The organism is Paenibacillus suaedae, from assembly GCF_032337355.1.
Lineage (GTDB): Bacteria > Bacillota > Bacilli > Paenibacillales > Paenibacillaceae > Paenibacillus_B > Paenibacillus_B suaedae.
Window position 1 is genome coordinate 845866 of sequence record NZ_JAVYAA010000002.1, and the last position, 24539, is coordinate 870404.

At 47.0% G+C, this 24539-nt stretch carries 30 protein-coding genes and 1 tRNA gene; 8 read left to right on the forward strand and 23 right to left on the reverse strand.

Annotated features, from left to right (window positions below):
* Positions 1 to 13 precede the first annotated feature (13 nt).
* From RQP50_RS11630 to RQP50_RS11645, 4 genes are all read right to left on the reverse strand, one after another.
* Entirely contained in the window at positions 14 to 733 is a 720-nt protein-coding gene (locus tag RQP50_RS11630) for a 5'-methylthioadenosine/adenosylhomocysteine nucleosidase (RefSeq protein WP_315745594.1), read from the reverse strand.
* Positions 734 to 853: 120 nt separating this feature from the next.
* The gene (gene ccpA, locus RQP50_RS11635) at positions 854 to 1858 is read right to left on the reverse strand and encodes a catabolite control protein A (protein WP_021256693.1); all 1005 of its coding nucleotides are present in this window, start codon (positions 1856 to 1858) and stop codon (positions 854 to 856) included.
* A 123-nt stretch (positions 1859 to 1981) separates the two neighbouring features.
* Positions 1982 to 2317, reverse strand: coding sequence for a bacillithiol system redox-active protein YtxJ (ytxJ, locus tag RQP50_RS11640; RefSeq protein ID WP_028531252.1), 336 nt, complete (start codon positions 2315 to 2317; stop codon positions 1982 to 1984).
* 87 nt (positions 2318 to 2404) lie between these two features.
* A complete protein-coding gene (locus tag RQP50_RS11645; RefSeq protein ID WP_021256695.1) occupies positions 2405 to 2866 on the reverse strand; it encodes a hypothetical protein in 462 nt (153 codons plus the stop codon).
* A gap of 446 nt (positions 2867 to 3312) precedes the next feature.
* Between RQP50_RS11645 and RQP50_RS11650 the strand changes: the two genes are divergently transcribed.
* Positions 3313 to 3837, forward strand: coding sequence for a type 1 glutamine amidotransferase domain-containing protein (locus RQP50_RS11650; RefSeq protein WP_315745595.1), 525 nt, complete (start codon positions 3313 to 3315; stop codon positions 3835 to 3837).
* Positions 3838 to 3933: 96 nt separating this feature from the next.
* On the opposite strand, the gene ptsP is transcribed toward RQP50_RS11650, so the two are convergent.
* The 4 genes from ptsP to aroA form a co-directional block, all read right to left on the reverse strand.
* Complete coding sequence (gene ptsP / locus RQP50_RS11655) at positions 3934 to 5652, reverse strand: phosphoenolpyruvate--protein phosphotransferase (RefSeq protein ID WP_021256697.1); 1719 nt, start codon at positions 5650 to 5652, stop codon at positions 3934 to 3936.
* On the reverse strand, positions 5649 to 7529 hold the full coding sequence (locus RQP50_RS11660; RefSeq protein ID WP_174808893.1) for a glucose PTS transporter subunit IIA: 1881 nt from the start codon (positions 7527 to 7529) through the stop codon (positions 5649 to 5651). Before RQP50_RS11660 ends, ptsP begins: the two co-directional genes overlap by 4 nt.
* 167 nt (positions 7530 to 7696) lie before the next feature.
* Positions 7697 to 8140 carry a CoA-binding protein gene (locus RQP50_RS11665; RefSeq protein ID WP_315745596.1) on the reverse strand — a complete coding sequence of 148 codons (444 nt, stop codon included), beginning with the start codon at positions 8138 to 8140 and terminating at the stop codon, positions 7697 to 7699.
* A 115-nt stretch (positions 8141 to 8255) separates the two neighbouring features.
* The gene (gene aroA / locus RQP50_RS11670) at positions 8256 to 9563 is read right to left on the reverse strand and encodes a 3-phosphoshikimate 1-carboxyvinyltransferase (RefSeq protein WP_072728844.1); all 1308 of its coding nucleotides are present in this window, start codon (positions 9561 to 9563) and stop codon (positions 8256 to 8258) included.
* 81 nt (positions 9564 to 9644) lie between these two features.
* On the opposite strand from aroA, the gene RQP50_RS11675 reads away from it, so the two are divergent.
* A complete protein-coding gene (locus RQP50_RS11675) occupies positions 9645 to 9962 on the forward strand; it encodes a rhodanese-like domain-containing protein (protein ID WP_021256701.1) in 318 nt (105 codons plus the stop codon).
* A gap of 39 nt (positions 9963 to 10001) precedes the next feature.
* On the opposite strand, the gene RQP50_RS11680 is transcribed toward RQP50_RS11675, so the two are convergent.
* Positions 10002 to 10517, reverse strand: a complete 516-nt coding sequence (locus RQP50_RS11680) for a shikimate kinase (protein ID WP_268624482.1) — start codon at positions 10515 to 10517, stop codon at positions 10002 to 10004.
* 227 nt (positions 10518 to 10744) lie between these two features.
* Between RQP50_RS11680 and RQP50_RS11685 the strand changes: the two genes are divergently transcribed.
* Positions 10745 to 11062 (forward strand): methyltransferase, encoded by a 318-nt coding sequence (locus RQP50_RS11685; protein ID WP_174808896.1) that lies wholly within the window; start codon positions 10745 to 10747, stop codon positions 11060 to 11062.
* Positions 11063 to 11134: 72 nt separating this feature from the next.
* Here the strand turns inward: RQP50_RS11685 and gndA are convergent, their stop codons facing one another.
* Positions 11135 to 12544, reverse strand: a complete 1410-nt coding sequence (gene gndA, locus RQP50_RS11690) for an NADP-dependent phosphogluconate dehydrogenase (protein WP_072728845.1) — start codon at positions 12542 to 12544, stop codon at positions 11135 to 11137.
* Positions 12545 to 12690: 146 nt separating this feature from the next.
* Positions 12691 to 13287, reverse strand: a complete 597-nt coding sequence (locus RQP50_RS11695; protein ID WP_021256705.1) for a hypothetical protein — start codon at positions 13285 to 13287, stop codon at positions 12691 to 12693.
* A 286-nt stretch (positions 13288 to 13573) separates the two neighbouring features.
* Between RQP50_RS11695 and RQP50_RS11700 the strand changes: the two genes are divergently transcribed.
* Positions 13574 to 14203 carry a YktB family protein gene (locus RQP50_RS11700; protein WP_315745597.1) on the forward strand — a complete coding sequence of 210 codons (630 nt, stop codon included), beginning with the start codon at positions 13574 to 13576 and terminating at the stop codon, positions 14201 to 14203.
* Positions 14204 to 14489: 286 nt separating this feature from the next.
* Here the strand turns inward: RQP50_RS11700 and RQP50_RS11705 are convergent, their stop codons facing one another.
* A complete protein-coding gene (locus tag RQP50_RS11705; RefSeq protein WP_072728847.1) occupies positions 14490 to 15668 on the reverse strand; it encodes an MFS transporter in 1179 nt (392 codons plus the stop codon).
* Between the two features lie 208 nt (positions 15669 to 15876).
* On the opposite strand from RQP50_RS11705, the gene RQP50_RS11710 reads away from it, so the two are divergent.
* Positions 15877 to 17352 (forward strand): aminotransferase class I/II-fold pyridoxal phosphate-dependent enzyme, encoded by a 1476-nt coding sequence (locus tag RQP50_RS11710; protein ID WP_065290248.1) that lies wholly within the window; start codon positions 15877 to 15879, stop codon positions 17350 to 17352.
* A gap of 58 nt (positions 17353 to 17410) precedes the next feature.
* Here RQP50_RS11710 and RQP50_RS11715 read toward each other — a convergent pair whose 3' ends face one another.
* Positions 17411 to 17698: a DUF3055 domain-containing protein gene (locus tag RQP50_RS11715; protein WP_021256709.1), complete on the reverse strand. Its 288-nt coding sequence runs from the start codon at positions 17696 to 17698 to the stop codon at positions 17411 to 17413.
* 200 nt (positions 17699 to 17898) lie between these two features.
* Here RQP50_RS11715 and RQP50_RS11720 point away from each other — a divergent pair, with 200 nt between their 5' ends.
* Positions 17899 to 18309: a DUF1885 family protein gene (locus RQP50_RS11720; protein WP_065290247.1), complete on the forward strand. Its 411-nt coding sequence runs from the start codon at positions 17899 to 17901 to the stop codon at positions 18307 to 18309.
* Positions 18310 to 18428: 119 nt separating this feature from the next.
* Here RQP50_RS11720 and RQP50_RS11725 read toward each other — a convergent pair whose 3' ends face one another.
* From RQP50_RS11725 to RQP50_RS11740, 4 genes are all read right to left on the reverse strand, one after another.
* On the reverse strand, positions 18429 to 18740 hold the full coding sequence (locus RQP50_RS11725) for a DUF1292 domain-containing protein (protein ID WP_021256711.1): 312 nt from the start codon (positions 18738 to 18740) through the stop codon (positions 18429 to 18431).
* A gap of 110 nt (positions 18741 to 18850) precedes the next feature.
* Positions 18851 to 19450: a stalk domain-containing protein gene (locus RQP50_RS11730; RefSeq protein WP_021256712.1), complete on the reverse strand. Its 600-nt coding sequence runs from the start codon at positions 19448 to 19450 to the stop codon at positions 18851 to 18853.
* Between the two features lie 157 nt (positions 19451 to 19607).
* A complete protein-coding gene (locus tag RQP50_RS11735) occupies positions 19608 to 20153 on the reverse strand; it encodes an N-acetylmuramoyl-L-alanine amidase (RefSeq protein ID WP_072728848.1) in 546 nt (181 codons plus the stop codon).
* A 145-nt stretch (positions 20154 to 20298) separates the two neighbouring features.
* On the reverse strand, positions 20299 to 20502 hold the full coding sequence (locus tag RQP50_RS11740) for a hypothetical protein (protein WP_315745753.1): 204 nt from the start codon (positions 20500 to 20502) through the stop codon (positions 20299 to 20301).
* A 161-nt stretch (positions 20503 to 20663) separates the two neighbouring features.
* On the opposite strand from RQP50_RS11740, the gene RQP50_RS11745 reads away from it, so the two are divergent.
* Positions 20664 to 21401 (forward strand): MBL fold metallo-hydrolase, encoded by a 738-nt coding sequence (locus RQP50_RS11745; RefSeq protein ID WP_315745598.1) that lies wholly within the window; start codon positions 20664 to 20666, stop codon positions 21399 to 21401.
* A gap of 72 nt (positions 21402 to 21473) precedes the next feature.
* Here RQP50_RS11745 and RQP50_RS11750 read toward each other — a convergent pair whose 3' ends face one another.
* Together RQP50_RS11750 and RQP50_RS11755 are read right to left on the reverse strand one after the other, a co-directional pair.
* On the reverse strand, positions 21474 to 21707 hold the full coding sequence (locus tag RQP50_RS11750) for a DUF3892 domain-containing protein (protein ID WP_021256716.1): 234 nt from the start codon (positions 21705 to 21707) through the stop codon (positions 21474 to 21476).
* Positions 21708 to 21811: 104 nt separating this feature from the next.
* Positions 21812 to 22255 (reverse strand): GNAT family N-acetyltransferase, encoded by a 444-nt coding sequence (locus tag RQP50_RS11755; RefSeq protein ID WP_021256717.1) that lies wholly within the window; start codon positions 22253 to 22255, stop codon positions 21812 to 21814.
* A 144-nt stretch (positions 22256 to 22399) separates the two neighbouring features.
* On the opposite strand from RQP50_RS11755, the gene RQP50_RS11760 reads away from it, so the two are divergent.
* Positions 22400 to 22564 carry a hypothetical protein gene (locus RQP50_RS11760; protein WP_162833935.1) on the forward strand — a complete coding sequence of 55 codons (165 nt, stop codon included), beginning with the start codon at positions 22400 to 22402 and terminating at the stop codon, positions 22562 to 22564.
* A gap of 88 nt (positions 22565 to 22652) precedes the next feature.
* Here RQP50_RS11760 and RQP50_RS11765 read toward each other — a convergent pair whose 3' ends face one another.
* From RQP50_RS11765 to RQP50_RS11780, 4 genes are all read right to left on the reverse strand, one after another.
* Entirely contained in the window at positions 22653 to 22847 is a 195-nt protein-coding gene (locus RQP50_RS11765; RefSeq protein ID WP_021256718.1) for a hypothetical protein, read from the reverse strand.
* 99 nt (positions 22848 to 22946) lie between these two features.
* Entirely contained in the window at positions 22947 to 23105 is a 159-nt protein-coding gene (locus RQP50_RS11770; protein WP_161627341.1) for a hypothetical protein, read from the reverse strand.
* A 440-nt stretch (positions 23106 to 23545) separates the two neighbouring features.
* A tRNA-Val gene (locus tag RQP50_RS11775) sits at positions 23546 to 23621 on the reverse strand.
* A 181-nt stretch (positions 23622 to 23802) separates the two neighbouring features.
* A complete protein-coding gene (locus RQP50_RS11780; protein ID WP_394358393.1) occupies positions 23803 to 24474 on the reverse strand; it encodes a uracil-DNA glycosylase in 672 nt (223 codons plus the stop codon).
* Between the last annotated feature and the right edge of the window lie 65 nt (positions 24475 to 24539).

Genomic DNA, 24539 nt, shown 5'->3' on the forward strand with positions numbered 1-24539 from the left:
TATGATTTCGCAATTAGACCGTGAGTCCTTGCAGCATGCTGTCTACAATTTGATGGGAACGATGCGACGCTTCCACCGTGAATTCAGCAAAGTTCACATGAGCAGAGCCGTCTGCCTTATCCGACATTGAGCGGATAACGACGAACGGAATCTCATTAATGAAGCATGCTTGCGCTACTGCAGCCCCCTCCATCTCTGTGCAAGCCGATCCGGCGAACGTCTCATGCAGTTGACGCACTTTGTCCCGATCTGCAACAAATTGATCACCTGATAGCACGACACCTTTGCGATAACGGCCTGGAACAAGCTGTTCACACGCGCGTTCTGCCAGTTCAATAAGACCCGTATCCGCCATAAACTGCGAAGTCTCTTGAAATGGAATGATCCCTGGAGCAAAGCCTAACGCTGTGACATCCATATCGTGATGCATGCACGATGTCGAGATGACAATATCACCAATGTTCAGCTCTGGATGAACCGCACCTGCTACACCCGTGAATATCACCTTCGATACATGGAAGCGGTCAATGAGCACCTGCGTGGTGACAGCAGCATTCACCTTGCCGACTCCAGACTTGCAGATCACGATATACTTGCCGTGAAGTGAGCCTTTGTAATAACGCAATCCCGCTACATCTACTTGCTCTACAGGCTGAGCTGCCTGAAGCAGCAATTCGATTTCCTCATCCATCGCCCCAATTATACCAATAACCGCTTCATGCGCATTTGTCATCGAGACCTACCTCCTGTATGTATATCATCTTCATAATCATACAAAAGGCCCCAATACATGGGGCCTTGCGTATATACCAACACGGTATCTTTATTGATTCACATGCACCAACCGATAGCCCTATACTTCACTTACAGACAAACGAAGTATTGTCTCATGCGGCAAAATAACACGTGAATGTTCTACATTTTCCTTCTTCATCAGCTTCGTCAGCAAGCGCATCGCAACCGCACCAATGTCATACATTGGCTGAGCTACTGTTGTCAATTGCGGACGAACCATAGACGCCATACGGATATTATCAACACTGATGACAGAGAAGTCATCTGGCACCTTCAAGCCAGCATCTTGAATGCAGTGGATTGCACCGATAGCCATCTCATCCGTTGCGGCAAAGATTGCCGTCGGACGCTTCTTCAAGCCGAGGAAGTACTTCATCGCCTCTACGCCGGACTCATAGCGGTAGTTGCCGATTCGAACCAAGTCCTCCTTGTATTCGATGCCCGCGCCTTCCAATGCACGCTTATATCCTTGGAAACGAGCAAACCCGTTCGCAGGATCTTGAAGCGTACCGCTGATCATCGCAATATCGCGATGTCCATGGCGAATAAGCGTATTTACGGCATCAAATGCTGCTGCCTCGTGATCGATATCAACCGATGGGATAATGCCATGCTCATCTGTAGTTGCACAGAGAACAATCGGCACCGAAGCGGTACGGAATGCTTGAACATGATCCTCCGTAACAACTCCGCCCATGAACAACAGTCCGTCCACCTGCTTCTCCAGCAGTGTATTAATAACCCGAATTTCTTTCTCCTTCTTCTTGTCCGCATTGCACAGGATGATATTGTAATGATACATATTGGCAATATCTTCAATACCGCGCGCTACTTCGGCAAAGATAGAATTCGAAATATCAGGAATGACAACCCCAACGGTTGTCGTCTTCTTACTCGCAAGTCCGCGTGCAACTGCATTCGGGCGATAACCTAAACGTTCAATCGCTTCGTATACCTTTTTACGCGTTTGCGGCTTCACGTTCGGGTTGTTATTGACAACCCGGGAAACGGTGGCCATCGAGACGCCCGCTTCTCTTGCTACATCATAAATAGTTACCGTCACGATCCTTCTCTCCAATTAACGATAAATTTGTTGCGACCATTGATATTATGTTAATGATACGCTATTTTCAGAAAATTCGCAATGTCACGAGCAAATCAGCTACCGTTTGTCATTATTTACCGTTTATTGTCCAAGGACGCTCTCCAGCTTGTCGTATCGTATCGCATGATGCGATTCATTCCATGCTGGCTCCCCATCCCGCAATACGATGACCTGAGGGGATTCGTGCTGAATGCCGAGCATATCCGCACACGCGAGCGAGACATCACGATTTTCCACAACCAGTATTCGGCCTATAGCAATCCCTTGCGGCTCGAAATCCTCAGCTACCTTCACCATCTCTTCATCCGCATGTGCGCTAATTGGACAGCGTGTGCTGTGCTTGAATAGAATAACTGTCTGCTCCTTCGACCGTTCAATTAGTGATTCCAATGCTTCCATCGTCGTAACTGCTTCCATCATATGCCTCCTATGCTTCGATATATATTCCCTGTCATGTATGAGAAGATCATTCATATTCAAAGCAATGATCTATGAAAATGCGCTTTAACTTATTTTAACCCGATATGACTCAAAACTAAAACCGGAAATCTGCTTTAATCTACATTGCAGCTCATCCATCCATAACGTGTCATTGCATGTTCGAGCAAATAAATACAAGTCAAGCAATTGATTGACACGCTCTGCAATGCGGCATTCCAATCGAGACAGCATATCATCGCTTTCTTCTTCATCCAGCAAGGATACGATGACACTGGCCAGCTCATTTTGCTCATCAAAGGACACATGCAGAGGAGCTTTCCCAAGTGCAAGTGGATTCTCAGCAATCATATCCATGCGGCTGTGTATGAGAGCGGCTACATCTTTTTTGACAAAAGCAAGCAGTTCCGAACGCCCACAACTCACACAAGTCACCACCGGAACGCGGTGGATATGAATTGTCCGCGCATGTACAACGGTACGAACGGTAATATCCATGTAATGATCACAAATGCATCTTGTATACATATCATTCACCCCTGAACATACAAGGTAGTCTTACCATATCTCTAGATAAACCTTATGACTTCTTGCTGCAAATTTGTGCAGTTTTCTGTATTTCGATTTTGGGTTATCCTAATATTCGACTACGCTCTACAATCTCCTTCCATGCGTGGATATGTATTTTTTTACACTTTTAACAGCGGACAGATTGTCATTTTTCATTTTTCAATGAGGAATATCACGTTTCCAAGACAAATCGTACATGCCCATGTATGCTTTTTGCAGGCAATATGGTTAAATAATAGGTGGACAACACGCGATATTCTGTTGTCTATGATCGTAGGTCATAATGGCAAAAGAGACAATGGACATTGTATGGGAAAAACCCCAATTCTCTGAGAGAACTGCAAGAAATAGGAGAGGCTCCGTGAGAAGCTCTGCTATAACCATACGAAGGAGGGACAACATTCATGCGTTTAAGTGGCAAGCGAATTGTTGCATTTGTAGATAAAGAATTTGAAGATTTAGAATTGTGGTATCCGGTACACCGTGTGCGCGAAGAAGGCGCTGAAGTGCATCTGGTAGGTCTAGAGCGCGGCAAGACCTATATCGGCAAATATGGCGTTCCTGCAACCGCAGACTATGCTTATGCAGATATTGATACAACTCAATATGATGGCGTACTCGTCCCTGGCGGATGGGCACCGGATAAGATCCGTCGTTACGCTGACGCCCTTCGCATAGTGAAGGAAATGGATGCAGCCGGCAAACCTGTCGGACAAATCTGTCACGCTGGCTGGGTGCTTATCTCTGCAAAAATCTTGAACGGTCGCACAGTGACGTCAACACCGGGAATTCGCGACGACATGGAAAATGCAGGCGCCACATGGCTTGACGAAGAAGTTGTTGTAGACGGCAACCTCGTATCTGCACGAAGACCGCCTGACTTGCCTGCCTACGGCAAAGCTTTCTGCGACAAGCTTGCAGAGAAGTAAATGGATATCCCGCTTCATGCGAAAAAGGCATGCCTTAGTTTCGGTACTAAGGCATGCCTTTTTGTATATGGTATTTCTCCTTGAAAGGATCTCCTATTAACGCTGTTCAAGCACCATCTCAATCTCTTCTTTCGTTCCGGACTCGAACACACTATCTGCAATACGCTTGCACTGCTCCACCGTCGAACGGCGAACTGCCGCCTTCACGCGTGGAATGGAGCGTGAGGACATACTTAGTTTATTCACGCCAAGTGCAAGCCAAATCGGAACCGCCCGCGGATCCCCTGCCATTTCACCGCATACACCGACCATAATGCCTGCCTGCTTCGCCGCCTGAACCGTATAACGAATCAAGCGCAGCACCGCTGGATGGAAAGGATCATACATATGTGCAATCTGCTCGTTCATCCGATCCACGGCTAGTGTATACTGAACCAAGTCATTCGTTCCGATACTGAAGAAGTCAACTTCCTTCGCCAGCTGATCGGCAATCATCGCAGCGGCAGGAACCTCAATCATAATGCCTACCGGCAGCCCTTCATTGAATGGAAGTCCTTCTTCCCGCAGCTCTGCCTTGGCCTGTTCCAATATGGACTTAGCCGCTTGCACCTCATTCACCGATGTAATCATCGGGAACATGACCATAATCGGGCCATGTGCGCTTGCCCGCAAGATCGCCCGCAGCTGCGTCTTGAACAGATCCTGCCGATCGAGACAAATGCGAATCGCCCGATACCCAAGGAATGGATTATCCTCTTCCGGCAGATTCAAATAATCCATTGGTTTGTCTCCGCCTACATCCAATGTGCGGATAATCACCGAATTATCCTTACAATGCTCTGCCGCCTCCAGATAAACCGTAAACTGCTCCGCTTCTGAAGGCGGATATGAACGATCCATGTACATGAACTCGGTACGGAAGAGACCAACCCCCTCCGCCCCATTCTGATCGGCAATATTCAGCTCACGTGTGGAGCTGATATTCGCCCCCAGCTGAACAACGAAGTCATCGAGTGTGACAGCTGGCAGGGATACAATCTTCTGCAGCTCGTCTGCTTCCTGTACATAGGCATCACGCCGCGCTTCATAGCAAGTGATCACATCTTGCGGCGGAGCAATATGTACGATGCCATATTCCCCATCGACAATGACGGTATCCCCGGTCTGAATCGGCTTCGCAACTTTCCCTTCCAGTCCAAGCACAAGCGGAATGCCCAGCGCTCTAGCCATAATGGCCGAATGCGAGGTTTTCCCGCCTTGAAGCATCACAATGCCAAGCACATTCTTCGGATTTAAATGAACCAACTGTGACGGAGACAGCTCCTTCGCAACAAGAATATACGGCTGTGTGTCCGTCGGAAGTGTAATTTCCGGTGCACCCAGCAAATGCTTGAGCAGTCGGTTGCCGACATCCTTGATATCCAACGCCCGCTCCTTCATATATTCATCATCGAGCAGATCGAACATCGTTACGAAATGATCGATCGCTTCCTTGACCGCCACCTCGGCAGCTTTATACTGCCGCTGAATGATCCCTTGAATCTCATTCATGAAGATCGGATCTTCCAGAATGGCCAGGTGCGCATCAAAGATGCTGGATTCTTCACTGCCAACCATTTCTTTAATTTCACTCTTAATAAATTCTATCTCATGCTTCGAGGAGCGGATTCCGTCATACAATCGTTCGAATTCACGCGCTAAGTCGGCTGGATCCATCTTTTCCTCAGGAACATCCCACTCCCAAGTCGGCAATACGAATGCCTTGCCTATGGCAATGCCTGCGGATGCACCGATACCTTGGACTTTCTGTGTCATCGGCTTGCACCTCCAACCGCGTGTTCATGCATAATGACTGACATGACTGAAGTCTGTCCCTTCCGAACAGGCGCATATGGCGCTATACTCCACGAAGCGACAGTGTCTGAGTTCGTAATCACCATCGGTGTCGCGAGCGATTTACAGCGCTTCTTCACTTCCGGCAAATCGAATTTTATGAGCAGCTGTCCCGGTTTCACTTCATCACCTTCCTGTACTACTGCTTGAAAACCGGCGCCATTCAATGATGACGTCTCAATTCCAATATGTAACAACACTTCTAACCCTTCCGGCGTTTCAATGCCGATCGCATGCATCGTAGGGTAAATGTGGCGGATGCGTCCGCGCACAGGCGATACAAGCTCTCCCTTATCCGGATAAAAAGCTACGCCATGGCCAACGAGCTTCTTGGCAAATATCGTATCCGGCACTTCTTCGATTGGTATCATCCGCCCCTGTACGGGTGCCACGAACCAGATTTGATTCGGATCACGCTGCAGGCGCTTCGCCATTTCGTCCTTAATCAGCTCCGAGTAGGTTCCAAATACGACCTGAATATGCCCGCCCCCAAGACGAATGACCCCTGCTGCACCGATAACACGAAGCGCGTGACGATCTACCAACTTATCGTTCTTAACCCTTAATCTCAATCTCGTAATACAAGCCTGCAGATCAATGATGTTATCTTTACCCCCAAGCGCCCGAATAATAAGCGGCACCCTCGGCAGCAAATCTCCTGCCATATCATCAAGCAATGAACCGTCAACTCTGCCTGGCGTCGGAATTTGGAATCGCTGAATGGCAAAGCGGAACACCACATAATAAATGAATCCGAATGCGATTCCAATCGGGATAATCCATAGCGCCTTCGTTGCTTGGTGGAAGTTAATCACATAATCAATCGCTCCTGCTGAGAAGGAGAAGCCGTGTCTCACACCAATCTCAGCGGTCAGCCACATCGCAGCTCCGGTTAACAGCGCATGGACAACGAATAGATACGGCGCTGCGAACAAAAAGGCAAACTCAATCGGCTCGGTAATCCCGGTCAACAATGACACACAGGCAGCCGTAAAGTAGGTTTTGCGCACCTTCGGGCGCAAGTCCTCTCGTGATTCATGCACGATGGCCAGTGCGACTGCCGGAAGTGCAAACATCATAATGGGATACATGCCTGCCATATAGATGCCAGCATTCGGATCTCCAGCGAAAAACCGCGGCAAATCTCCCGTGAAGGTCATTCCTTCACTATTCGTATAGGAGCCGATTTGGAACCAGTATACGTTATTAAGCAGATGATGCAATCCAAATGCCACTAACACCCGATGCAGAACCCCGTATAAAAATACCCCAAATCCCCCCATCGCAAGCAGCTCCTGGCCAATAAACATGACCCCTTGCTGTAAAATTGGCGAGAACAGCTTCATCAGCCATGAAAGCAGGATTGAAGCCATAATCGTAATCGCAATGACGAATCTCGGGCCGCCAAAAAACTGTAAATATTCTGGCATTTTTATGTTTTTGAACCGTTCATGCAAGAAGCCTGCCATTACCCCAAACAGGATGCCGTTGAGGATCGTTGGCTCGAATGTAGCTTGCCATTGGACGAGCAGCTGCCTGAAAATAAACATACCGAGCAGGGACGATAGTGCAGCTACCCCGGCATTATTAGACAGTCCAAGTGCAACCCCGACTGCGAAAATATAAGGAAGAACAGCAAACACCGTCTTCCCTGTCAGTTCAAATAGTACCGCAGTATCCGTCAAGCCTGCGCTGTGAAGCAAATTGCCGATTGCTATCGCAAGCGCGGCGGCGGGGAGTGCGATTAGCGGCTGCATGAGCGCACGCGACAATTGCTGCAATCGCCCTAATTGATTCAATGCACATCCTCCCTTCTACCAAGAATGGTAAGGGCATCACGCTTTGTTGTCAAAGCATTTTACAGCCGCGTCCCTCTCTCGTAGCCACTTCTATCTCCTATCACACGAAAAACCGGACCCCTTCATCGCAGCAGCAACTAGGAATGCCCGGCTTTCGTCTTTACACTTTATGTGGAAGCAGACTCACCCTTGCCATGCGGCAATAAAATCGAGTCCAGTACCTTAATGCACAAATCCATCACGACAGTCATTCCGTGCTCTTCTGCAATGGCAGCCGCTTCTTCACTAACGATCCCCTGCTGCAGCCAAATTGCCCCTGCGTTAACAGCCGCAGCTTCACGAGCAACATCCGCACAGTATTCACTGCGTCGGAACACATTAACAATGTCGATATGATCCGGTACATCACGCAGCGAAGCATAGCATTGTTCTCCAAGGATGCTCTCCGCCTTCGGATTGACCGGAATGATGCGGTATCCCTTGCGCTGCATTGCCTCCGCCACCATATAGGACACGCGAGTTGGATCGTCAGATAGTCCGACGACTGCAATGTTTGTGCTGCTTTGCAGCAGCTCCTTGATCGCCTCTTGCGATGGATGCTGATAACTCATCGTAACAACTCCCTTCCAATGGACAGCATACTGCTGGTTTATCAATCATTGTGTATCATACATTACATATCATGCAATACATTATGCTGTACATGTCAAGCAAAAGTATCATGCATTACGCATTTTCTTCGACCCATTCTACTTGCGCTCCCAGCGCACGCAGGTGATCGAAATACTGCGGATACGACTTGGCAACATGGTGAGCATCCTTAATTCGAATCGGCTGCTCTGCGCGCAAGCCAACTACCGTCAATGCCATAATAACACGATGATCATAATGAGCGTTAATTTCTACGCCTCCTGTAACGCCTTCTGGGCGTCCATGAACAATAATCTCCGCTTGACGCTCCTCCACATTCGCTCCAGCCTTGCGAAGTTCAGTGAGATAATCGGTAATCCGATCACATTCTTTGTATCGTAAATTCTCTACATTATAGAAGCGGGATGTACCTTCTGCGAACACCGCAGCAGCCACCATAGCGAGGACTGCATCCGTTGCCACGTCACCATCAATCTCAACGGCCTTCAGCTTGCGATTCCCTTGGACTCGAACAACGGAATGCTCATGCTGAAGTGGAACTTCCATCATGCGCAGCACATCGACTATGGCTCGTTCTCCTTGCTTGCTGTCCTCAGTCAATCCGCGAATGATCACATCAGAATCAACGACAGCCGCTGCAGCAAGAACCGCTGCAGAGCCCGGATAGTCGCCTTGCACCGTATAGGTCTTCGCTTCATATTGTTGGTTGCCGGCAATCTTGAAATACATCAGATCTTCTCTCGCCTCGATCCGAATGCCCGCTTCCGCAAGCACTTCAAGCGTCTGTCCAACGACAACCTTCGATTTCAAATCATCTACTACTTCAATTTCACTGTCTTCCTCCAGCAATGGAGCCAAGAACAACAGCGAGCTTAAATACTGCGAACTCACATTGCCGGATACCTTGATTTTTCCTCCACGTGGTTTCCCACCGCGGATCGTAATCGGAAGTTTGCCTTCCCGATGCTCAATCGCTACGCCCATTTGTTCAAGTGCAGTAATCAAGTCGTCGTGTGGACGCTTCCCTAAGGAATCCGGATACGTATTAACAAACTTCACTTCCTCCAGCAGAGAGGCTGTGCCCATCAAGAAGCGCAATACCGCTCCTGCATTCCCTACATTCAGCTCATGGGAATTACTCAATGTTGGATGCTTACCGAAGCCGGTAATGACAATCTTCTCTTCGTCCTCAACCAGCTGGGCACCCAAATCACGGAGGCAGCGGCGCATCGCATCGCTGTCTTCACTGTGAGCTGGATAATAAATCGTGCTTGTCCCCTCTGCCAGTGCAGCTGCAAGAAGATAGCGTGTCGTATAGTTTTTCGAGGATAAGGCCTGAATATCTCCTTGCAGTTTTGGTGTTGATCGAACGATTACGTCCATGCGCTTCCACTCCTTTATCTTTCAACGTATAATAACTCTTATCTCGAATGAATTCCAGATAAGAAAGGATGCCTAATCGTTATGAATCCAATTGCTCAAATTGATGTGGCTGTGCTGAAACAACGCCTAGAACGCGGCGAAGCACTAAATTTAATAGATGTACGGGAAGATGAGGAAGTCGCTCACGGGATGATTCCCGGTGCCAAGCATATCCCCATGAATGAAATCCCAGATCGTCTCGACGAAATCGAGCGGACGGAAGAAATCATTTTCATTTGTCGAAGCGGATATCGCAGCGAACGAGTATGCGAATACTTGCAGCATATCGGCTTGGAGGGCTGTGTGAATATGGAAGGCGGAATGCTCGCCTGGAGTCAATTGGAGCACACCTCTAAATAACGCCTCAAATAATCTGCACGCCCCTCCTGCTAGGGGCTTTTATTCACACTTGCCTTCGACCAGCTTACATATGCGAGCAGCCAATTGCACAGCTGTCTCATGGTCGGTCAGAACTGTTGTATGTGCAAAGTCATACAGTCCCTCGCGCTGCTGCATGAGCTTAGACACCTGTGCTTCCACATCGCCTTGAAGCAGAGGACGATTGCGATCCCGCTTCACACGCGACAGTATCGTCTCCTTGCTTGCTGCTAAATGCACGATGAAGCCTCCATCCCGCATCAGCTCTCGATTGCTCTCCTGGAGGACAATGCCACCGCCCGTTGCAATGACGTGCCTTGTCGGACTGTTCAATATTCCAGCTAGAACATGACTTTCTTGTTCTCGAAAATAAGCTTCTCCATCAGAGGCAAAGATATCAGGAATCGTACGACCCTCTAGCGCGACCACAGCAGCATCCAAGTCTGCAAAGCTGCAGCCCAGCTTCTTGGCAACTTCTTGCCCAACCGTCGATTTCCCGGTGCCCATAAATCCGATTAAAATAATATGCTGCATCATTTCCAGCCTCGCTTCTCTAAATCAAATGGCTCATCGTGAACGAGTAGGTCAGATGATGACCAATATGACGGTAAACTTCCCACATGATACCACACGTTTCTTTTATTCGACAATGGTGATAGGTATAAAATGAAGAAGTTCAACATAAAGATGAATAATAGCCCTGCCATCGTCAATGAAATTAAGTAATCGTCTAGTGCCATTTTTTATGTAGGAGTGAATGAGACATGCCCCAATTGCCTGTCCCAGAACCGCATCCATCCAAATCGACCATCCAGCGCTCCACATCTGTTCGCCTGGCTCGTATTATGGATTCGAATCACCCATTGTGCAGGGAAGACATCGTATGGGCGCTGAATGTAGTTAAGCAGCAGCTCACAGATCATCCTGACAAGTGGGCTATGCTTGAGCCGAATCAATTGGTTCGCCGCTTTCATAGCTATGCCGAAATCTCTTCTCTGCTCGTGCACAGCAGCAGTTACGGGCAAGAATCGGATCGGATTCGCAAATATTTGGCTGAACTTGTATCCGGTTTATATGAATGAATGCGAATAATCAACCGTACGCAAAAACAACGCCGAGTCCTAAGCAGGCTCGGCGTTGTTTTTTGATCTCTATTATGACATCCAGTTGTAATGGAATGTTCCTTCTTTGTCTACACGCTTGAATGTATGCGCACCGAAGTAGTCGCGTTGTGCTTGCAGCAAGTTCGCTGGCAAGCGCTCTGTACGATAGCTGTCGAAGTAAGCAAGTGCACTTGCGAATCCTGGAACAGGAACGCCGTATGCAACCGCAGTGCTGATGACTTCGCGCCAAGCGTCTTGGTACGTTTCCACGATATTTTGGAAATATGGATCAAGCAGCAGATTCTTCAGCTCTGGTTCGCGGTCGTAAGCTTCTTTGATGTTCTGCAAGAAGCGGGAACGGATAATGCAGCCGCCGCGGAAGATCATTGCGATCTCACCATAGCGAAGGTTCCAGTCGAACTCTTCGGAAGCCGCACGCATCTGTGCGAAGCCTTGCGCGTAAGATACGATCTTGGACGCGTACAAAGCCTTGCGGATGCTCTCGATGAATGCCTCCTTGTCTCCAGTGAATGCAGGGGTCTTCGGCCCTTTCAACACTTTGCTCGCTACAACGCGCTCGTCCTTCAATGCGGACAAGAAGCGGGAGAATACGGATTCCGTAATCATAGACAATGGCACGCCAAGATCAAGCGCGCTTTGGCTTGTCCATTTGCCCGTACCTTTTTGACCGGCAGAGTCAAGAATGACATCAACCATTGGCTGGCCTGTTTCCTCATCGTACTTAGAGAAGATATCTGTTGTAATTTCAATCAGATAGCTGTCAAGCTCGCCTTTGTTCCATTCACCGAAGATGGAGTGAAGCTCCTCAGCACTTACACCCAATACATTCGTAAGCAAATGATAAGCTTCACAAATCAATTGCATGTCGCCATACTCGATGCCGTTGTGAACCATCTTAACATAGTGGCCAGCACCGTCCGGCCCAATATATGTACAGCAAGGGTCGCCGCCTACTTTTGCTGAAATGCTTGTCAAAATTGGCTCAACCAAGCGATAAGCACTCTCTTGGCCGCCAGGCATGATTGCAGGGCCTTTCAATGCGCCCTCTTCACCGCCGGATACGCCTGTTCCGATGAAGCGGAAGCCCTTCTCTTCCAAGTACTTGCTGCGACGCTGTGTATCAGGGAAATGAGCGTTACCGCCATCAATAATAATATCGCCTTGATCCAAGTGTGGAAGCAACTGCTCAATCGTTGCATCTGTAGCTTGTCCAGCTTGTACCATAATCAAAATTTTACGTGGTGCTTCAAGAGATTGTACGAATTCCTCAATGGAATATGTACCAGTCAGGTTCTTGCCTTCTGCTTCGGCAATGAGTGCATCTGTCTTCTCGCGGGAACGGTTGTATACCGATACTGTGAAGCCGCGGCTCTCGATGTTAAGCGCCAGGTTCTTACCCATTACGGCAAGGCCAATGACACCGATTTGATTGTTAGCCATATGGTTGTTCCACCCTTTATCCATAAATTTATATAGTTTGCATTACGCTTATTGTACAGCACAGCAAAACACCCTGCAACCATCTCGCCCTTGCAATTCATCCATACATTTGGCGGATGGGAGGGTGATTAAACCATGAATAACAATTACCATTCCAGCTGAATCATCTCGGAACGAAGCTCATTCAGCTTCTCTTTGCATCTCTCTATAACAGCTATTTTTTGCTCATTCATCGCCTCAAACAGCTCCGCGAGCACATAATCCATTTCGAGCCGCAGCACACGCATACGCTGCTCTGCCCGATTGGATAAGAATGCCTGCATCATCTCCTCAGTAGTTACAATAGGCCTCTTCTGATACAATACGCGCTGCTTCGGCCCTATGACCTCAACCAGACGAATTCGTTCGCCGAACAAAATATTCTCGATAAAAATCTGTCTATCTTTGAACCGTTTGACGACCGCATGCCCGCGTGAATCGCCGATCAGTTTTTCCATAAAGTCAGCCAGCTTCTCATCCCGAATCGTATAGTCGCCGACAATTTTGTAGCGCTGCTCCATACGTTGGAACCGAAGTTTGACCAACTTCCTTCCTGTTCGGATAGATACGATAAATAGCGATTCATTTTCACTCCAATACAAGGAATAACCTTCTTGTATAAGATCACGGATGAGGTTCTGGATTTGCCGACGGTCAAAGCGTAGCTCCAGGTTGCAGTATTCCACCTCGTCGCTGCGATTCACGGCAATCCCTCCTTACCTTGTCGTATACTCCATCATATGATTCATCAACTTGGATTATTGACTGGATTTCCAAACAAGAGGCTTGTTCCATCAAAATATAATAATTATAATTTGATAAACATTCTCAATATATTATGATATACTGAGTGGGTGACTGCTTGTTCGACACAGGCAACATGCACGGATTACTTGATGTTTAAATTCCCGAGCGAGTAAGTAAGTGAGTTTCGATAACTTCTGTACCAGCTCGTGTATAGATGACAACAGCTTAGAAAGGAAGAGATGAATGACGTTTTCTGGATTTTCTCCTTCAGATTTTGAAACCTTTACAATTGAGGGGCTTGATGCCCGTATGGAGGCCATTCGTGATCGTATTCAACCGAAATTCCGCACCATTGGAGAACAGCTAATTAGTGATGTAGCGATGCAAAGCGGAATTGAAATGTTCCTCCATATTGCGAAGCATGCTCGTCGTACGGTTAATCCGCCGAAGGATACATGGCTTGCCATTGGGCCGAACAAACGCGGATACAAATCCCTTCCCCATTTCCAGGTTGGCTTGTTCGATGATCATGTCTTTATTTGGCTGGCTTTCATTTATGAGGTGGCGAACAAGCGCAACATTGCGCAGGCGATGCTTGATGACCAAAAACAACTTAGAAGCATCATCCCTAATAATTATGTATTGTCCATGGATCATATGAAGAAAGACGCCGACCAAATCGGAGATCTGAGTGAGATGGAGATGGCCGACAAGCTTACCCGCTTCCGGGATATCAAGTCGGCAGAATGGCTGGTTGGACGCCACGTTCCGATGAATGATCCACTGCTGCAGAACGGTGAGGCCTTTATGGAGCTTGCTAGGCAGACGTTCACGACGTTAATGCCACTGTACCGGTTGGCTGTCGAAGCTTAATTAACGTCATATAGAGGTTGTTCAAAAAGTCCACTTTTGATCACGAAGTAAATCATGAAGTGGACTCGGCATCGAAACTTGAATTCAGCCGGGCCTTCCGGTGCTCACGTACCCAAAACGTACGCTCCGCTCCTCAGGCCCTAGCTTCATCCAACTTTCTCGGTGCTGAAAACCGACCTTTTTGAACACGCACATACAACGTCATATAGTGACACTCAACAAAAAACTGCGCTCAGCGATTACGTAACCAGCAATCGCCAAGCGCAGTTTTTGCACATGTTCTTGTTTATGCAGTTGTGTTCGCGGCCGTCTGATTTCGATCCAGCACAGCAAAGCGGATGAGAAGCCAAATCGCAGCAACACATAAGACTGCTCCGATTATGTAAGGAAGATTCATGTTCCATCCGAACAGACCCGTGGCAAGCAGCGGCCCTGTAATACGGCCAAAGCTGTCCATCGAAGAATTCAAACCTGAAGCAACACCCTGGCTAACCGTCGTCTTCTGTGTGATCAATGAAGTTACACACGGGCGGATCAAGGCATTGCCGATACCGAACACGCATAAGTAAATGGTTGCGTCGACAACACTTGAGGACAACAAGAGCAGCAAAAATCCTGCAGCAGATATAATCAGACCTACCGCAATCGCCTTCTTCTCTCCTCCACTCTTGATGTAGCGTCTTACAACCCCACCTTGAACAAGCGCACCTGAAAGGCCACAGAAGAAGAACATGTATCCGATCTGCTCCTCTGTAATTCCTGGGATTCTAGCTGCTTCAAAATACAATAGTGTCGCTTCCAATCCTGCCAGCGTAAAGGTAACAAAGAAGGACAATACATACAAATACTTCATTCGTCCCGTAAAGGCTGTCCAGCGTGAAGGAGCCGATTCGAGGCTTCCCTTGCGCTCCTCAGGAGTCAGCGATTCCTTAAGTAATACGAAGCCTAGCACGCATGTGATAAATGTCAATGCTGAAGCTGCAAAAAAGGGCGTATTATAACCGTATCTGCTTAAAATACCGCCAAAGGCTGGCCCAAATGTAAAACCTAGCCCAATCGACATTCCAACAAAGGCCATACCCTTCGTGCGTTGCTCAGGTGTCGTGATATCGGCGACGTAGGCAACAATAACTGAAGCTACAGCACCAGAGAAGATGCCTCCCAATGCGCGGGAAACATACATCATCCAAAGCTCACCATTCGCTAATCCGAACAGCAGATAACTTATACTGAACCCGAGAGTCCCGATAAGGATGATGGGACGCCGACCAACCTTCTCCGACAATGCTCCCCATATTGGAGACACCACGAACGCAATTAATGAATAGATCGAGAGCATAAGCCCCAAATGAAATTCATTGGCGCCTGCATTCGTTATCATTCGAGGCAGAACCGGAATCACGATACCGAAGCCAATGAACACCATCATCAGCATGAACATGACAACGGACATTTTCTTTTTCATGACAATTCCCTCCGATATGTACATCCTATCACACCATACCTTGAAACGAAAATGAATAAAGTGCGAATACTTATTCATGCTCCCCCCCTTACTATAGAGGAAAAAGATCTTGCATTCCGGGTCGTTTTTGTTAAACTAAACCTTGTTTGCGCAGGACACGCCATGCGCAGCTTAGTAGATTGCCAACATGAAAGGTTGTGATACGGCGATGAACCATCATCGGACGCCCTTATTTACCGCACTTACGGAACATGCCTCCAATAATCCGGTGCAGTTCCACATTCCAGGTCATAAAAAAGGCGCAGGGACAGATGCAGAATTCCGAAGCTTTATCGGAGATCAGGCGCTCTCTATAGATCTGATTAACATTGCTCCGCTTGATGACTTGCACCAGCCTACGAGCGTCATCGCCGAGGCGCAGCAACTTGCTGCTGACGCACTAGGTGCCGATTATACGCTCTTCAGCGTACAAGGCACAAGCAGCGCAATCATGACAATGATTATGTCCGTATGCTCTCCAGGAGATAAAATCCTGGTTCCACGCAATGTTCATAAATCGATCATGTCCGCCATTATTTTCGCCGGTGCAAAGCCTGTATTCGTCTCGCCAGCGCGCGATGCGAATTTAGGAATCGATCACGGCATCACAACCAGCTCGGTACGCAGAGCCTTGGAGAAACACCCAGATACGAAAGCAGTGCTCGTCATTAATCCAACGTACTTTGGGATTTGCGCGAACTTGAAGGAGATTGTCGACTTAGCACATTCTTACGATATTCCTGTACTTGTTGATGAAGCACATGGTGTTCTTATTCATTTCCACGAAAAGCTGCCGATGTCAGCCATGCAGGCCGGTGCCGATATGGCTGCGACAAGTGTGCATAAGCTGGGCGGTTCCCTAACCCAGAGTTCTGTGCTTAATGTAAATACGAAAAATGGACTCGTGAATCATCAGCGTGTACAAACCATATTCAGCATGCTGACAACGACTTCCACTTCCTATATATTGCTGGCATCTTTGGATACATCCCGTCGCAACTTGGCTCTTAACGGTCATGAAATGGCGGAACACACCATTGAGCTGGCCGAATTTGCCCGCCAGCAAATTAATGAAATTCCTAGCCTGTACTGTTTTGGCGAAGAGATTCTCGGCGGAGAAGCGACTTACAGCTATGATCCGACGAAACTGACCATTCATGTCCGCCATTTGGGGATAACCGGTTATGAAACGGAGAACTGGCTGCGGGAGCACTACAACATCGAAGTCGAACTGAGCGATATGTACAATATTCTCTGTCTCGTCACGCCGGGCGACTCCAAGGAGACGATCAACATTCTGCTCCGCGCATTGCGCGACTTGTCCAGTCTTCACCATGAACGCAATGAAGTACAGGAGCTCGTCGTCAAAATTCCGGAGATTCCGCAGTTGTCCCTCATACCGCGCGATGCCTTCTATGCGGATACTGAGGTCATACCTTTTAAGGAGTCTGCAGGACGAATTATTGCAGAATTTATATACGTTTATCCGCCTGGCATTCCGATCTTGCTTCCAGGCGAAGTCATCTCGCAAGAAAACATCAACTATATTCGTGATCACGTCGATATTGGGCTTCCGGTCAAGGGACCAGAAGATCGCAATATTGAATTTGTTAAGGTTATTCGTGAGGAACGCGCGATCTTCTAATACACAATACAGGGTGCCCCGATATGGGGCACCCTGTATTCATTCTCTGCAGGATCATTCAGTATTGATCCTGCACCTCGAGTGGATGTATTCGCGTAAGCAACAGCTGCGCCGCTTCACTTGCCGCCTCAGCATGAGGCAAATTGAATTTGACTTGGAGAATTTCTGGACGCAAATCATCCGCGCATAATAATGTCGAGCGACCAGTCTGCATACATACAACTAATGTCTTGCCGATAAAATGATCGGAATAAATGAGTGCGAAATCATAACGAATCTGTTCTGTGGCCCAACCGACAAAGGTAACATTTGCTTGCTCCGAAACTTCATACAAATGGTCAAACATCGCACACCTCCTCGGGATATCCTTTTCCAAGAACACAAACCATTTAATGGTTATACGATCGAGTATAACATAAATCGCGTTCCTAGAACAAGATTCGAACTTTCATTCCATGTAAATATTGCCATCACATTCAGTCAAATGGTATGATGTAAGCGATTCGTGCTATAAGTAGAAGATGTCCCAAGGGGAGGATAGATTCGATGAGTCAAAGCGCATTCATTACGTTTGTCGATGGTTCGGAGGTTGCGTCCATTACATTAGATGAATTGAAGGGCCAACTTCTCCATTACCGGGAACAAACCCAATTAACCGGAGAACAATTAGGCTGGGATTATGCCGAGGCTGCCTTTCCATATACAATTGAAACAAAGCCCGGGCAAGAGCAGGAATGGTTCTATTTAAAAGGTTCCAATCCATTATATCGACATATCGTATTTGGTGTTGGCGAGAAAGAGGATTCCCGCCGCTACGTCCAAATGGTTCTGCCTGACGATGCCACTCACGGAGACAAGGCCAAAGGGAACGAGTTGTGCAAATATTTGGCGAAAAAGTGGAAAGCGGAACTTACGCTGTTCAACGGTAGAATTATGTATTACAATCCACGCAAATAAGAGCATCTATAAGAATATCCCAATTGATCCGCTCCGAACGGAATCATGCTCTAAAAAAGAACAAGCCCCGGAATTCTCCGGAGCTTGTTCCATACCTGTATATTGGCAGAGCGAATGAATTACTCGCCTTGCTCAGCTACCAATTCGTTGTATGCTTGCTGTACGCGTTCCCACTCAGCGTCATCTTCGATAGGAAGCATTGCCATTTCTTCGCCTTGCTCTTCCAGACGTACGATAATGCCGTCCGCTTCTGGATCGTTGCGTTGGAGAAGAAGTGCATATAGCTGCTCGTCGACGTTGAACGTCTCGACCATCGTCATGTCGATTTCGTTGCCGTCTTCGTCTACCATTGTAATAATCAATTCATGATCGTGATCGTGGTCGTGATCATGATCGTGTCCACATCCGCAATCATGGTTATGTTCGCTCATGAGTAAATCTCCTTTATGTTCAGGTAGTGGTTATACTCACGTATCGTACCACTTTCTGCGAAAGAGGTCAACGAACGCCTACTCGCTTCAGTATGTATAATAACCAAAAGCTAAAGTTTAGATATTGCAGGCAACTTTTTCTGCGATATAAGGGTGAATTCACCATTCTTCTGTCTCAAATAACAAGAGATCATATAGTCGCCCTTGGCCTTGAAATCATACTTATGCTCATTCGTACGGAACCAGAAATTATCTTCATTTGTTGGAACACTCGATTCCTGAAGCTCCGTTGTCTTCCCTTTCGGATCTGTGATCGTAATCTTGATCGCATCAACTGTCGACTGCAAACTGTCAACTTGGACGAATACTGTAAAGGAGGTCTTCCCCGTCTCGACTTTGCCAAATGTTTTATTGTCCTTGAACAGCAGCAAGTCCACATTAGGCTTGTCAATTACAACCTTCTTATTGGCATCATCCCAGAATATAAATGCCTGAAGTGCTTCTTGTATTTGTCGTACAGACAAATAAGCACGTCCATCTATCATATACCCGCCTTCATTTACCGCATTCCCATTCAGAACAACATCAATCTTCTCAGCCACTGGAGCGGCTTGCGCAGAACTAGGTGCGACATCTGTCTGTGCCGATGCATACGCTCCACCCACAATAGAACCAAGCAGAACGAATGCTGCAAGTCTCCTGCATTTCATCTCGTTACCCCCAAATTTCTTTGTTGTAAAGTTATACTCCAATCATGCTTTAGAGTTGCGCCTAATTCGCAAATAACTCTCATGTGCATTCATACTATCATGAACAAAGCCATGAACTATTTCGCCCGCAAAAACTTGTGGTATCCCAGCAATGCTCTCACCCTTCCTTCATATGCCGCAAATCCTCATATAACCGGCTCCATGGAAAGTTAGGGCCTGGACAGTTCGCTTTTCTTATGGCATCGATCTGAAAATGTCCCAACACATGTTCATAATCCAAGGAGATCCAATGTCCCCACTTCTCCATTACATATCGTTGTATATAACGATGCAAACGAAGACATGCCTGATACTGTTCGTCTGTCAGCAGCCCGTCCATTCCTTCATGCTCGATTGATACCGCATATCGATTAGGATTCATTCCTTTTTCACGTACAACAAAAGCAGGCGCTAAGGCAATTCGTTCTCCTTCTAGTCCTTGTGAGAATGCCATTCGCTCAATGGATACATATTGATGAATTGTCCCATTCTTGGACACTGCAAAATGAGCTGAAGAAATCTTGTTGTCAGGACATGTGTACCATGCATCTAGACTCGTTAAGCTCTGAGCAGAAATATGATTCACAATAATTGCAGGGATCTCCCCCTTGCGATCACTCGAATTGGTATGCTCATTTCCCTTCCATACAATCTCCAACTGCATCACGATCCCCCCATTGTTCAATAGGTAAGACGATTGTAAGTGATTCGCGCGATCCGGAAATCCATTATGTCCCGGGAAATGATTGGGTGTGCAACAGACATGTTATCACCCCGGGAACATGTACCCTATTGTAGGGTAGAGACAATTAGCCGCCCAGTTTGGTACGGGTTAATATACAGGGAACGCCATTTCCAACTGCGCCTGGCTGAGACATCCGCTCCACATAATCCATCCCGCGCATGCAGGGTGTCTTACACACTTCACACCGATCTGAAGTTACTATTTTCATCGTGAACTGTTCACGACCAGGCTGTAAACTCGTCTTCTTTTTGCCCTTCCCCTTCGTCATGCCCTTCACCCGCTTCATGTGCATTTCACGTTGCCTGCCGCTTCCGGCCGAACCTGATTATTGCACATTATGCAGATTGCGCTGCCTTGCTTGTGCATTTATCCCAGACATGGTACAGTATAGGCGTAATTCTAGCCTTGTCAGCCAATAGGAGGATGAAGATGAACCTTCACATACAAATGTTAGGGACAGGCAGTGCATTTGCCAAATCATACTTCAATAACAACGGATTACTTTACTCTGGTGGATTCACACTGCTCATCGATTGTGGAATTACGGCACCGATGGCTCTACACCATTTGAATAAGTCATTCTCTGACATCGATGGTGTTCTTATCTCTCATATTCATGCTGATCATGTTGGGGGATTAGAAGAATTGGCCTTCCAGATGAAGTTCAAATATGGACGTAAGCCAAAACTGTACATAGCTTCTCCACTCGTATCCGTATTATGGGAGCATACATTAAAGGGTGGACTAACCCAAGAGGGAATAAGCTGCTTAGAGGATGTATTCGATGTACATGCAATAGAGCCAGGGCAGCCATATGACATTGCAGCGGGTCTTACCGTCGAATTATTAGAGACTCCACATATTGAAGGCAAGCGCAGCTTCTCTCTTCTTATCAACAATCATTTTTTCTACAGCGCTGATATGCAGTTCCAGCCGGAACTGCTTCACCACTTAGTTGAACAGCGTGGAGTAACCACCATCTTCCATGACTGTCAATTAGGTGGGAATGGAGAGGTTCATGCGACATTGGCAGAGCTCTTGACGCTTCCAGATACACTGCAGAAGCTTACCTTCCTCATGCACTATGGAGATGGACGGCCGCAGTACGAAGGGCATACTGGCGCCATGTCCTTTGTCGATCAACACCAGCTCTATACAATCGAATAATACACCAAAGAGCACTTTACAACGACCCAATTTGGCCGCTGCAAGTGCTCTTTCGTTATGTCTTCTATACCGTTATTGGAAAGTCGGCAAATTATCCAGATTGTTGCTAGGATCACCATCAGCATCTCCACGAAGATAAGTACCGCCGTCTCTTCCCTTGAAGGCATTCACACCCGCAATTTCTCCATTTTGCACGGCTTGAAGAGCCTGCTCGTAATTTAAGATTCGGCCTGTATTCGTTTGGAACGCCGTTAGATCCCCGTCCCCATTCTTCTGAACAGCTACAATGGATTCTCGCTGTGACATGCGAACATCATCCTCCTAACTATATACATCCTACATTAGATGCGTTTGTTAGGTAGAGTGTCCATAACCCACAACTTTTATGAACCGAAAATCGGTACAACGAATTACAGCTTCTTCTCCATGCGAATATGAGGAATACCCGCATCCAAGAATGGCTCCTCTGACACTGTCTCATACCCTAAAGAATGATAGAACCCTTCCGCTTGGCACTGACCGTCCAGCACGCATTTCTCCACACCGTGTTTCCGGGCGATTTGCTCCAGACCTACCATTAAAACTCTTCCAATCCCTTTCCCGCGGAATGGCTTTCTTACTGCAATACGCTGCATCTTAGCAGTGAATTCATCCAACAGCTTCACTCGTCCTGTTGCAGCGTACTGTCCGTCTGACATCAGCAGGACGTGAAAGGCCGGAGCATCCAAGTTATCGTACTCGTCACATTCTTCTTCTTCCGGTACATGTTGCTCAGCAACGAATACTTCCTTTCGTATCGCAATACACTCGTCCAATTGTTCCTGTGTCTTAACCTCAATGATTTCAGCAGCCACTCCCGATCACCTCCGAATGAAATGTTGCAACAGCGATTATGTATAATATCTTAGCTGCTGCAAACGAATTTATATTATACAAAAAAATGAATTTCATGTATAGTTGCAATAACGGACACGCTTACATTAGCAAGGGGGTACACGATGGATCCGATACTGGCTACAGTAATCGCAGTTGTTGTCATGGTAGTAGGCATGGTGCTTCTGCTTCTCTACGTGACGAAGAAAGCCTACGCACGTAAATGGGATGCAGAAGAGCCTATAGACAGCACAGCTAGGCAGCCCAATCATTCATCCAACACAGATTAATGAAGCATAATGAACGACATTTATGAAGAAAACAGCCCTGGAGATCCTTAGGATCTCTAGGGCTGTCGGCCACTTGTATGGTTATACTCTAGGGCTCATACACTTCCTCAATAATTGGCTTGCCATACACATCCTCATAGATCGGTATCTTCTTCTCTACAGGATCAATCCCAGGATAGAAGCGACTTGCGTCGACAGCGTTCATACTAAGCCCAACAAGCAGGACGCCCGTGATGATTCCGGCCAACATTACCACGCCTATTACGTTCCATCGTCTACGCATGCTGCTACCCCCGCTAACAACACTAATAACTTCACGATATAGCCCCTATTCTCACCGTAAAGTTAATCCCTTAAACATCTCATGCCCTTGCTCATGACTTCATTCCTTCTTGCTGGTATCCTCTTCAACTGAGCGAAGCCATACAAATTGCTCATCATGCTTTGTACTATCAAAGATGAGAAGCTTGGATAAAAACCAACAGACAACCGCTACGATCCCGAACACACCGATTATCCATACACTCAATTCGGCTCCCATAACCCAACCTCCTCCGCTTGTCCCCATTCAATAGCGAAACATTCGTTATACCTTCACTATATGAAAGCAGTTGCAAGTTTAGTTCTTGCAATTACGAACAAAATAAAAAAGCATCCATCACCCGTTAGATACGAATGAAAGATGCTTGGTCTTGTAATAATATATATTTGGAGGCACACACACTCGCTTCCCCTGCAAACAAGGCATGACGGACTTGATCACCTCAGAGAAATCAATGAAAATAGGCAGTGAATGAGTTATATTAAACTATATCATTGATCTTATTTTTCTTAATGCATGATGTTGACAAATATAGTGGTTTTGTATCATCTGTCGCATCACTTTCATTGAGCAAAGAGGATTCTGCTGCAGGTTTGCACTGTTCAAAGGAATAGAAATAGAAAAAGCCTTGAGAATCAAGGCTTTTGATGTTAAAAGTATGGTGATCTGTAGTGGGCTCGAACCACTGACCCCCACCCTGTCAAGATGGTGCTCTCCCAGCTGAGCTAACAGATCATGTTTATTAACAAATTTAATATAACATCAATATATTACCATGTCAATTACTAGAGCTAACTTTTCCAAAATGATCGGCAGCCACATGAACCACTTTCACAGTTATCGCTCACACCTTCTTACAAGCATACAACAACTTACTATTCCATGAAAGCAGTTCACGATGACGCCTATTCCTTATTTAGATATTAGGGACTTGCCAGTCGATCTCCTGCTCGCCCCATTCGCGCAGCTTATTATTAATTTTCGAGTACGGCTTGCTCCCAAAGAACCCACGATGTGCAGACAATGGACTTGGATGCGGCGCTTGTACAATATAATGCTTTGACAAATCAATCATGCTCGCCTTCGCTTGTGCATGGCTTCCCCATAGAACAAATATGATTGGGCGATCTCTTTCATTCAACAATTGAATGATACGATCGGTGAACTTCTCCCAGCCCTTCCCCCGATGTGATGCTGCTTGTCCTTGTTCGACGGTCAGTACTGTGTTAAGCATAAGGACGCCTTGCTTGGCCCAGTGCAGCAAGCTTCCGTTGTTCGGCATCTTCAGACCAACATCTGCTGCGCCCTCTTTGAACATGTTCTGAAGTGAAGGCGGCAGCTTAACACCCGGTTGAACGGAAAAGCTTAATCCATGAGCTTGTCCTGGCCCATGATAAGGATCTTGCCCAACGATGACAATCTTCGTATCCGCATAGGACGTCGCATTCAACGCAGAAAATATAAGTTCATATGGCGGATAAATGACTGCACACTCGTATTCTTCTCGAAGCCAGCCCCACAGCTGCTTGAAATATGGCTGTCTAACTTCCTCATGAAGCAATTCCGCCCAATCATTCTGTACATGCATTCCCACTGTACATTCCCCTTCCATGTTGGTATCTATCAGTCTATTACGATTATTATGTAATCCTC

What these genes read in the sequence shown, in the direction of transcription:
- RQP50_RS11685 (WP_174808896.1), top strand. Translation starts at nt 10,745, where the DNA reads ATGCCCCAATTGCCTGTCCCAGAACCGCATCCATCCAAATCGACCATC.
- RQP50_RS11765 (WP_021256718.1), bottom strand. Translation starts at nt 22,847, where the DNA reads ATGCGTAGACGATGGAACGTAATAGGCGTGGTAATGTTGGCCGGAATC.
- RQP50_RS11665 (WP_315745596.1), bottom strand. Translation starts at nt 8,140, where the DNA reads ATGAGTTATCAGCATCCATCGCAAGAGGCGATCAAGGAGCTGCTGCAA.
- RQP50_RS11720 (WP_065290247.1), top strand. Translation starts at nt 17,899, where the DNA reads ATGAGTCAAAGCGCATTCATTACGTTTGTCGATGGTTCGGAGGTTGCG.
- RQP50_RS11700 (WP_315745597.1), top strand. Translation starts at nt 13,574, where the DNA reads ATGACGTTTTCTGGATTTTCTCCTTCAGATTTTGAAACCTTTACAATT.
- RQP50_RS11650 (WP_315745595.1), top strand. Translation starts at nt 3,313, where the DNA reads ATGCGTTTAAGTGGCAAGCGAATTGTTGCATTTGTAGATAAAGAATTT.
- RQP50_RS11740 (WP_315745753.1), bottom strand. Translation starts at nt 20,502, where the DNA reads ATGACGAAGGGGAAGGGCAAAAAGAAGACGAGTTTACAGCCTGGTCGT.
- RQP50_RS11735 (WP_072728848.1), bottom strand. Translation starts at nt 20,153, where the DNA reads ATGCAGTTGGAGATTGTATGGAAGGGAAATGAGCATACCAATTCGAGT.
- RQP50_RS11725 (WP_021256711.1), bottom strand. Translation starts at nt 18,740, where the DNA reads ATGAGCGAACATAACCATGATTGCGGATGTGGACACGATCATGATCAC.
- RQP50_RS11710 (WP_065290248.1), top strand. Translation starts at nt 15,877, where the DNA reads ATGAACCATCATCGGACGCCCTTATTTACCGCACTTACGGAACATGCC.
- RQP50_RS11715 (WP_021256709.1), bottom strand. Translation starts at nt 17,698, where the DNA reads ATGTTTGACCATTTGTATGAAGTTTCGGAGCAAGCAAATGTTACCTTT.
- RQP50_RS11630 (WP_315745594.1), bottom strand. Translation starts at nt 733, where the DNA reads ATGACAAATGCGCATGAAGCGGTTATTGGTATAATTGGGGCGATGGAT.
- RQP50_RS11645 (WP_021256695.1), bottom strand. Translation starts at nt 2,866, where the DNA reads ATGTATACAAGATGCATTTGTGATCATTACATGGATATTACCGTTCGT.
- aroA (WP_072728844.1), bottom strand. Translation starts at nt 9,563, where the DNA reads ATGGACGTAATCGTTCGATCAACACCAAAACTGCAAGGAGATATTCAG.
- RQP50_RS11675 (WP_021256701.1), top strand. Translation starts at nt 9,645, where the DNA reads ATGAATCCAATTGCTCAAATTGATGTGGCTGTGCTGAAACAACGCCTA.
- RQP50_RS11680 (WP_268624482.1), bottom strand. Translation starts at nt 10,517, where the DNA reads ATGATGCAGCATATTATTTTAATCGGATTTATGGGCACCGGGAAATCG.
- RQP50_RS11780 (WP_394358393.1), bottom strand. Translation starts at nt 24,474, where the DNA reads ATGCATGTACAGAATGATTGGGCGGAATTGCTTCATGAGGAAGTTAGA.
- RQP50_RS11730 (WP_021256712.1), bottom strand. Translation starts at nt 19,450, where the DNA reads ATGAAATGCAGGAGACTTGCAGCATTCGTTCTGCTTGGTTCTATTGTG.
- RQP50_RS11760 (WP_162833935.1), top strand. Translation starts at nt 22,400, where the DNA reads ATGGATCCGATACTGGCTACAGTAATCGCAGTTGTTGTCATGGTAGTA.
- RQP50_RS11750 (WP_021256716.1), bottom strand. Translation starts at nt 21,707, where the DNA reads ATGTCACAGCGAGAATCCATTGTAGCTGTTCAGAAGAATGGGGACGGG.
- ytxJ (WP_028531252.1), bottom strand. Translation starts at nt 2,317, where the DNA reads ATGGAAGCAGTTACGACGATGGAAGCATTGGAATCACTAATTGAACGG.
- RQP50_RS11770 (WP_161627341.1), bottom strand. Translation starts at nt 23,105, where the DNA reads ATGGGAGCCGAATTGAGTGTATGGATAATCGGTGTGTTCGGGATCGTA.
- RQP50_RS11705 (WP_072728847.1), bottom strand. Translation starts at nt 15,668, where the DNA reads ATGAAAAAGAAAATGTCCGTTGTCATGTTCATGCTGATGATGGTGTTC.
- ptsP (WP_021256697.1), bottom strand. Translation starts at nt 5,652, where the DNA reads ATGACACAGAAAGTCCAAGGTATCGGTGCATCCGCAGGCATTGCCATA.
- gndA (WP_072728845.1), bottom strand. Translation starts at nt 12,544, where the DNA reads ATGGCTAACAATCAAATCGGTGTCATTGGCCTTGCCGTAATGGGTAAG.
- RQP50_RS11745 (WP_315745598.1), top strand. Translation starts at nt 20,664, where the DNA reads ATGAACCTTCACATACAAATGTTAGGGACAGGCAGTGCATTTGCCAAA.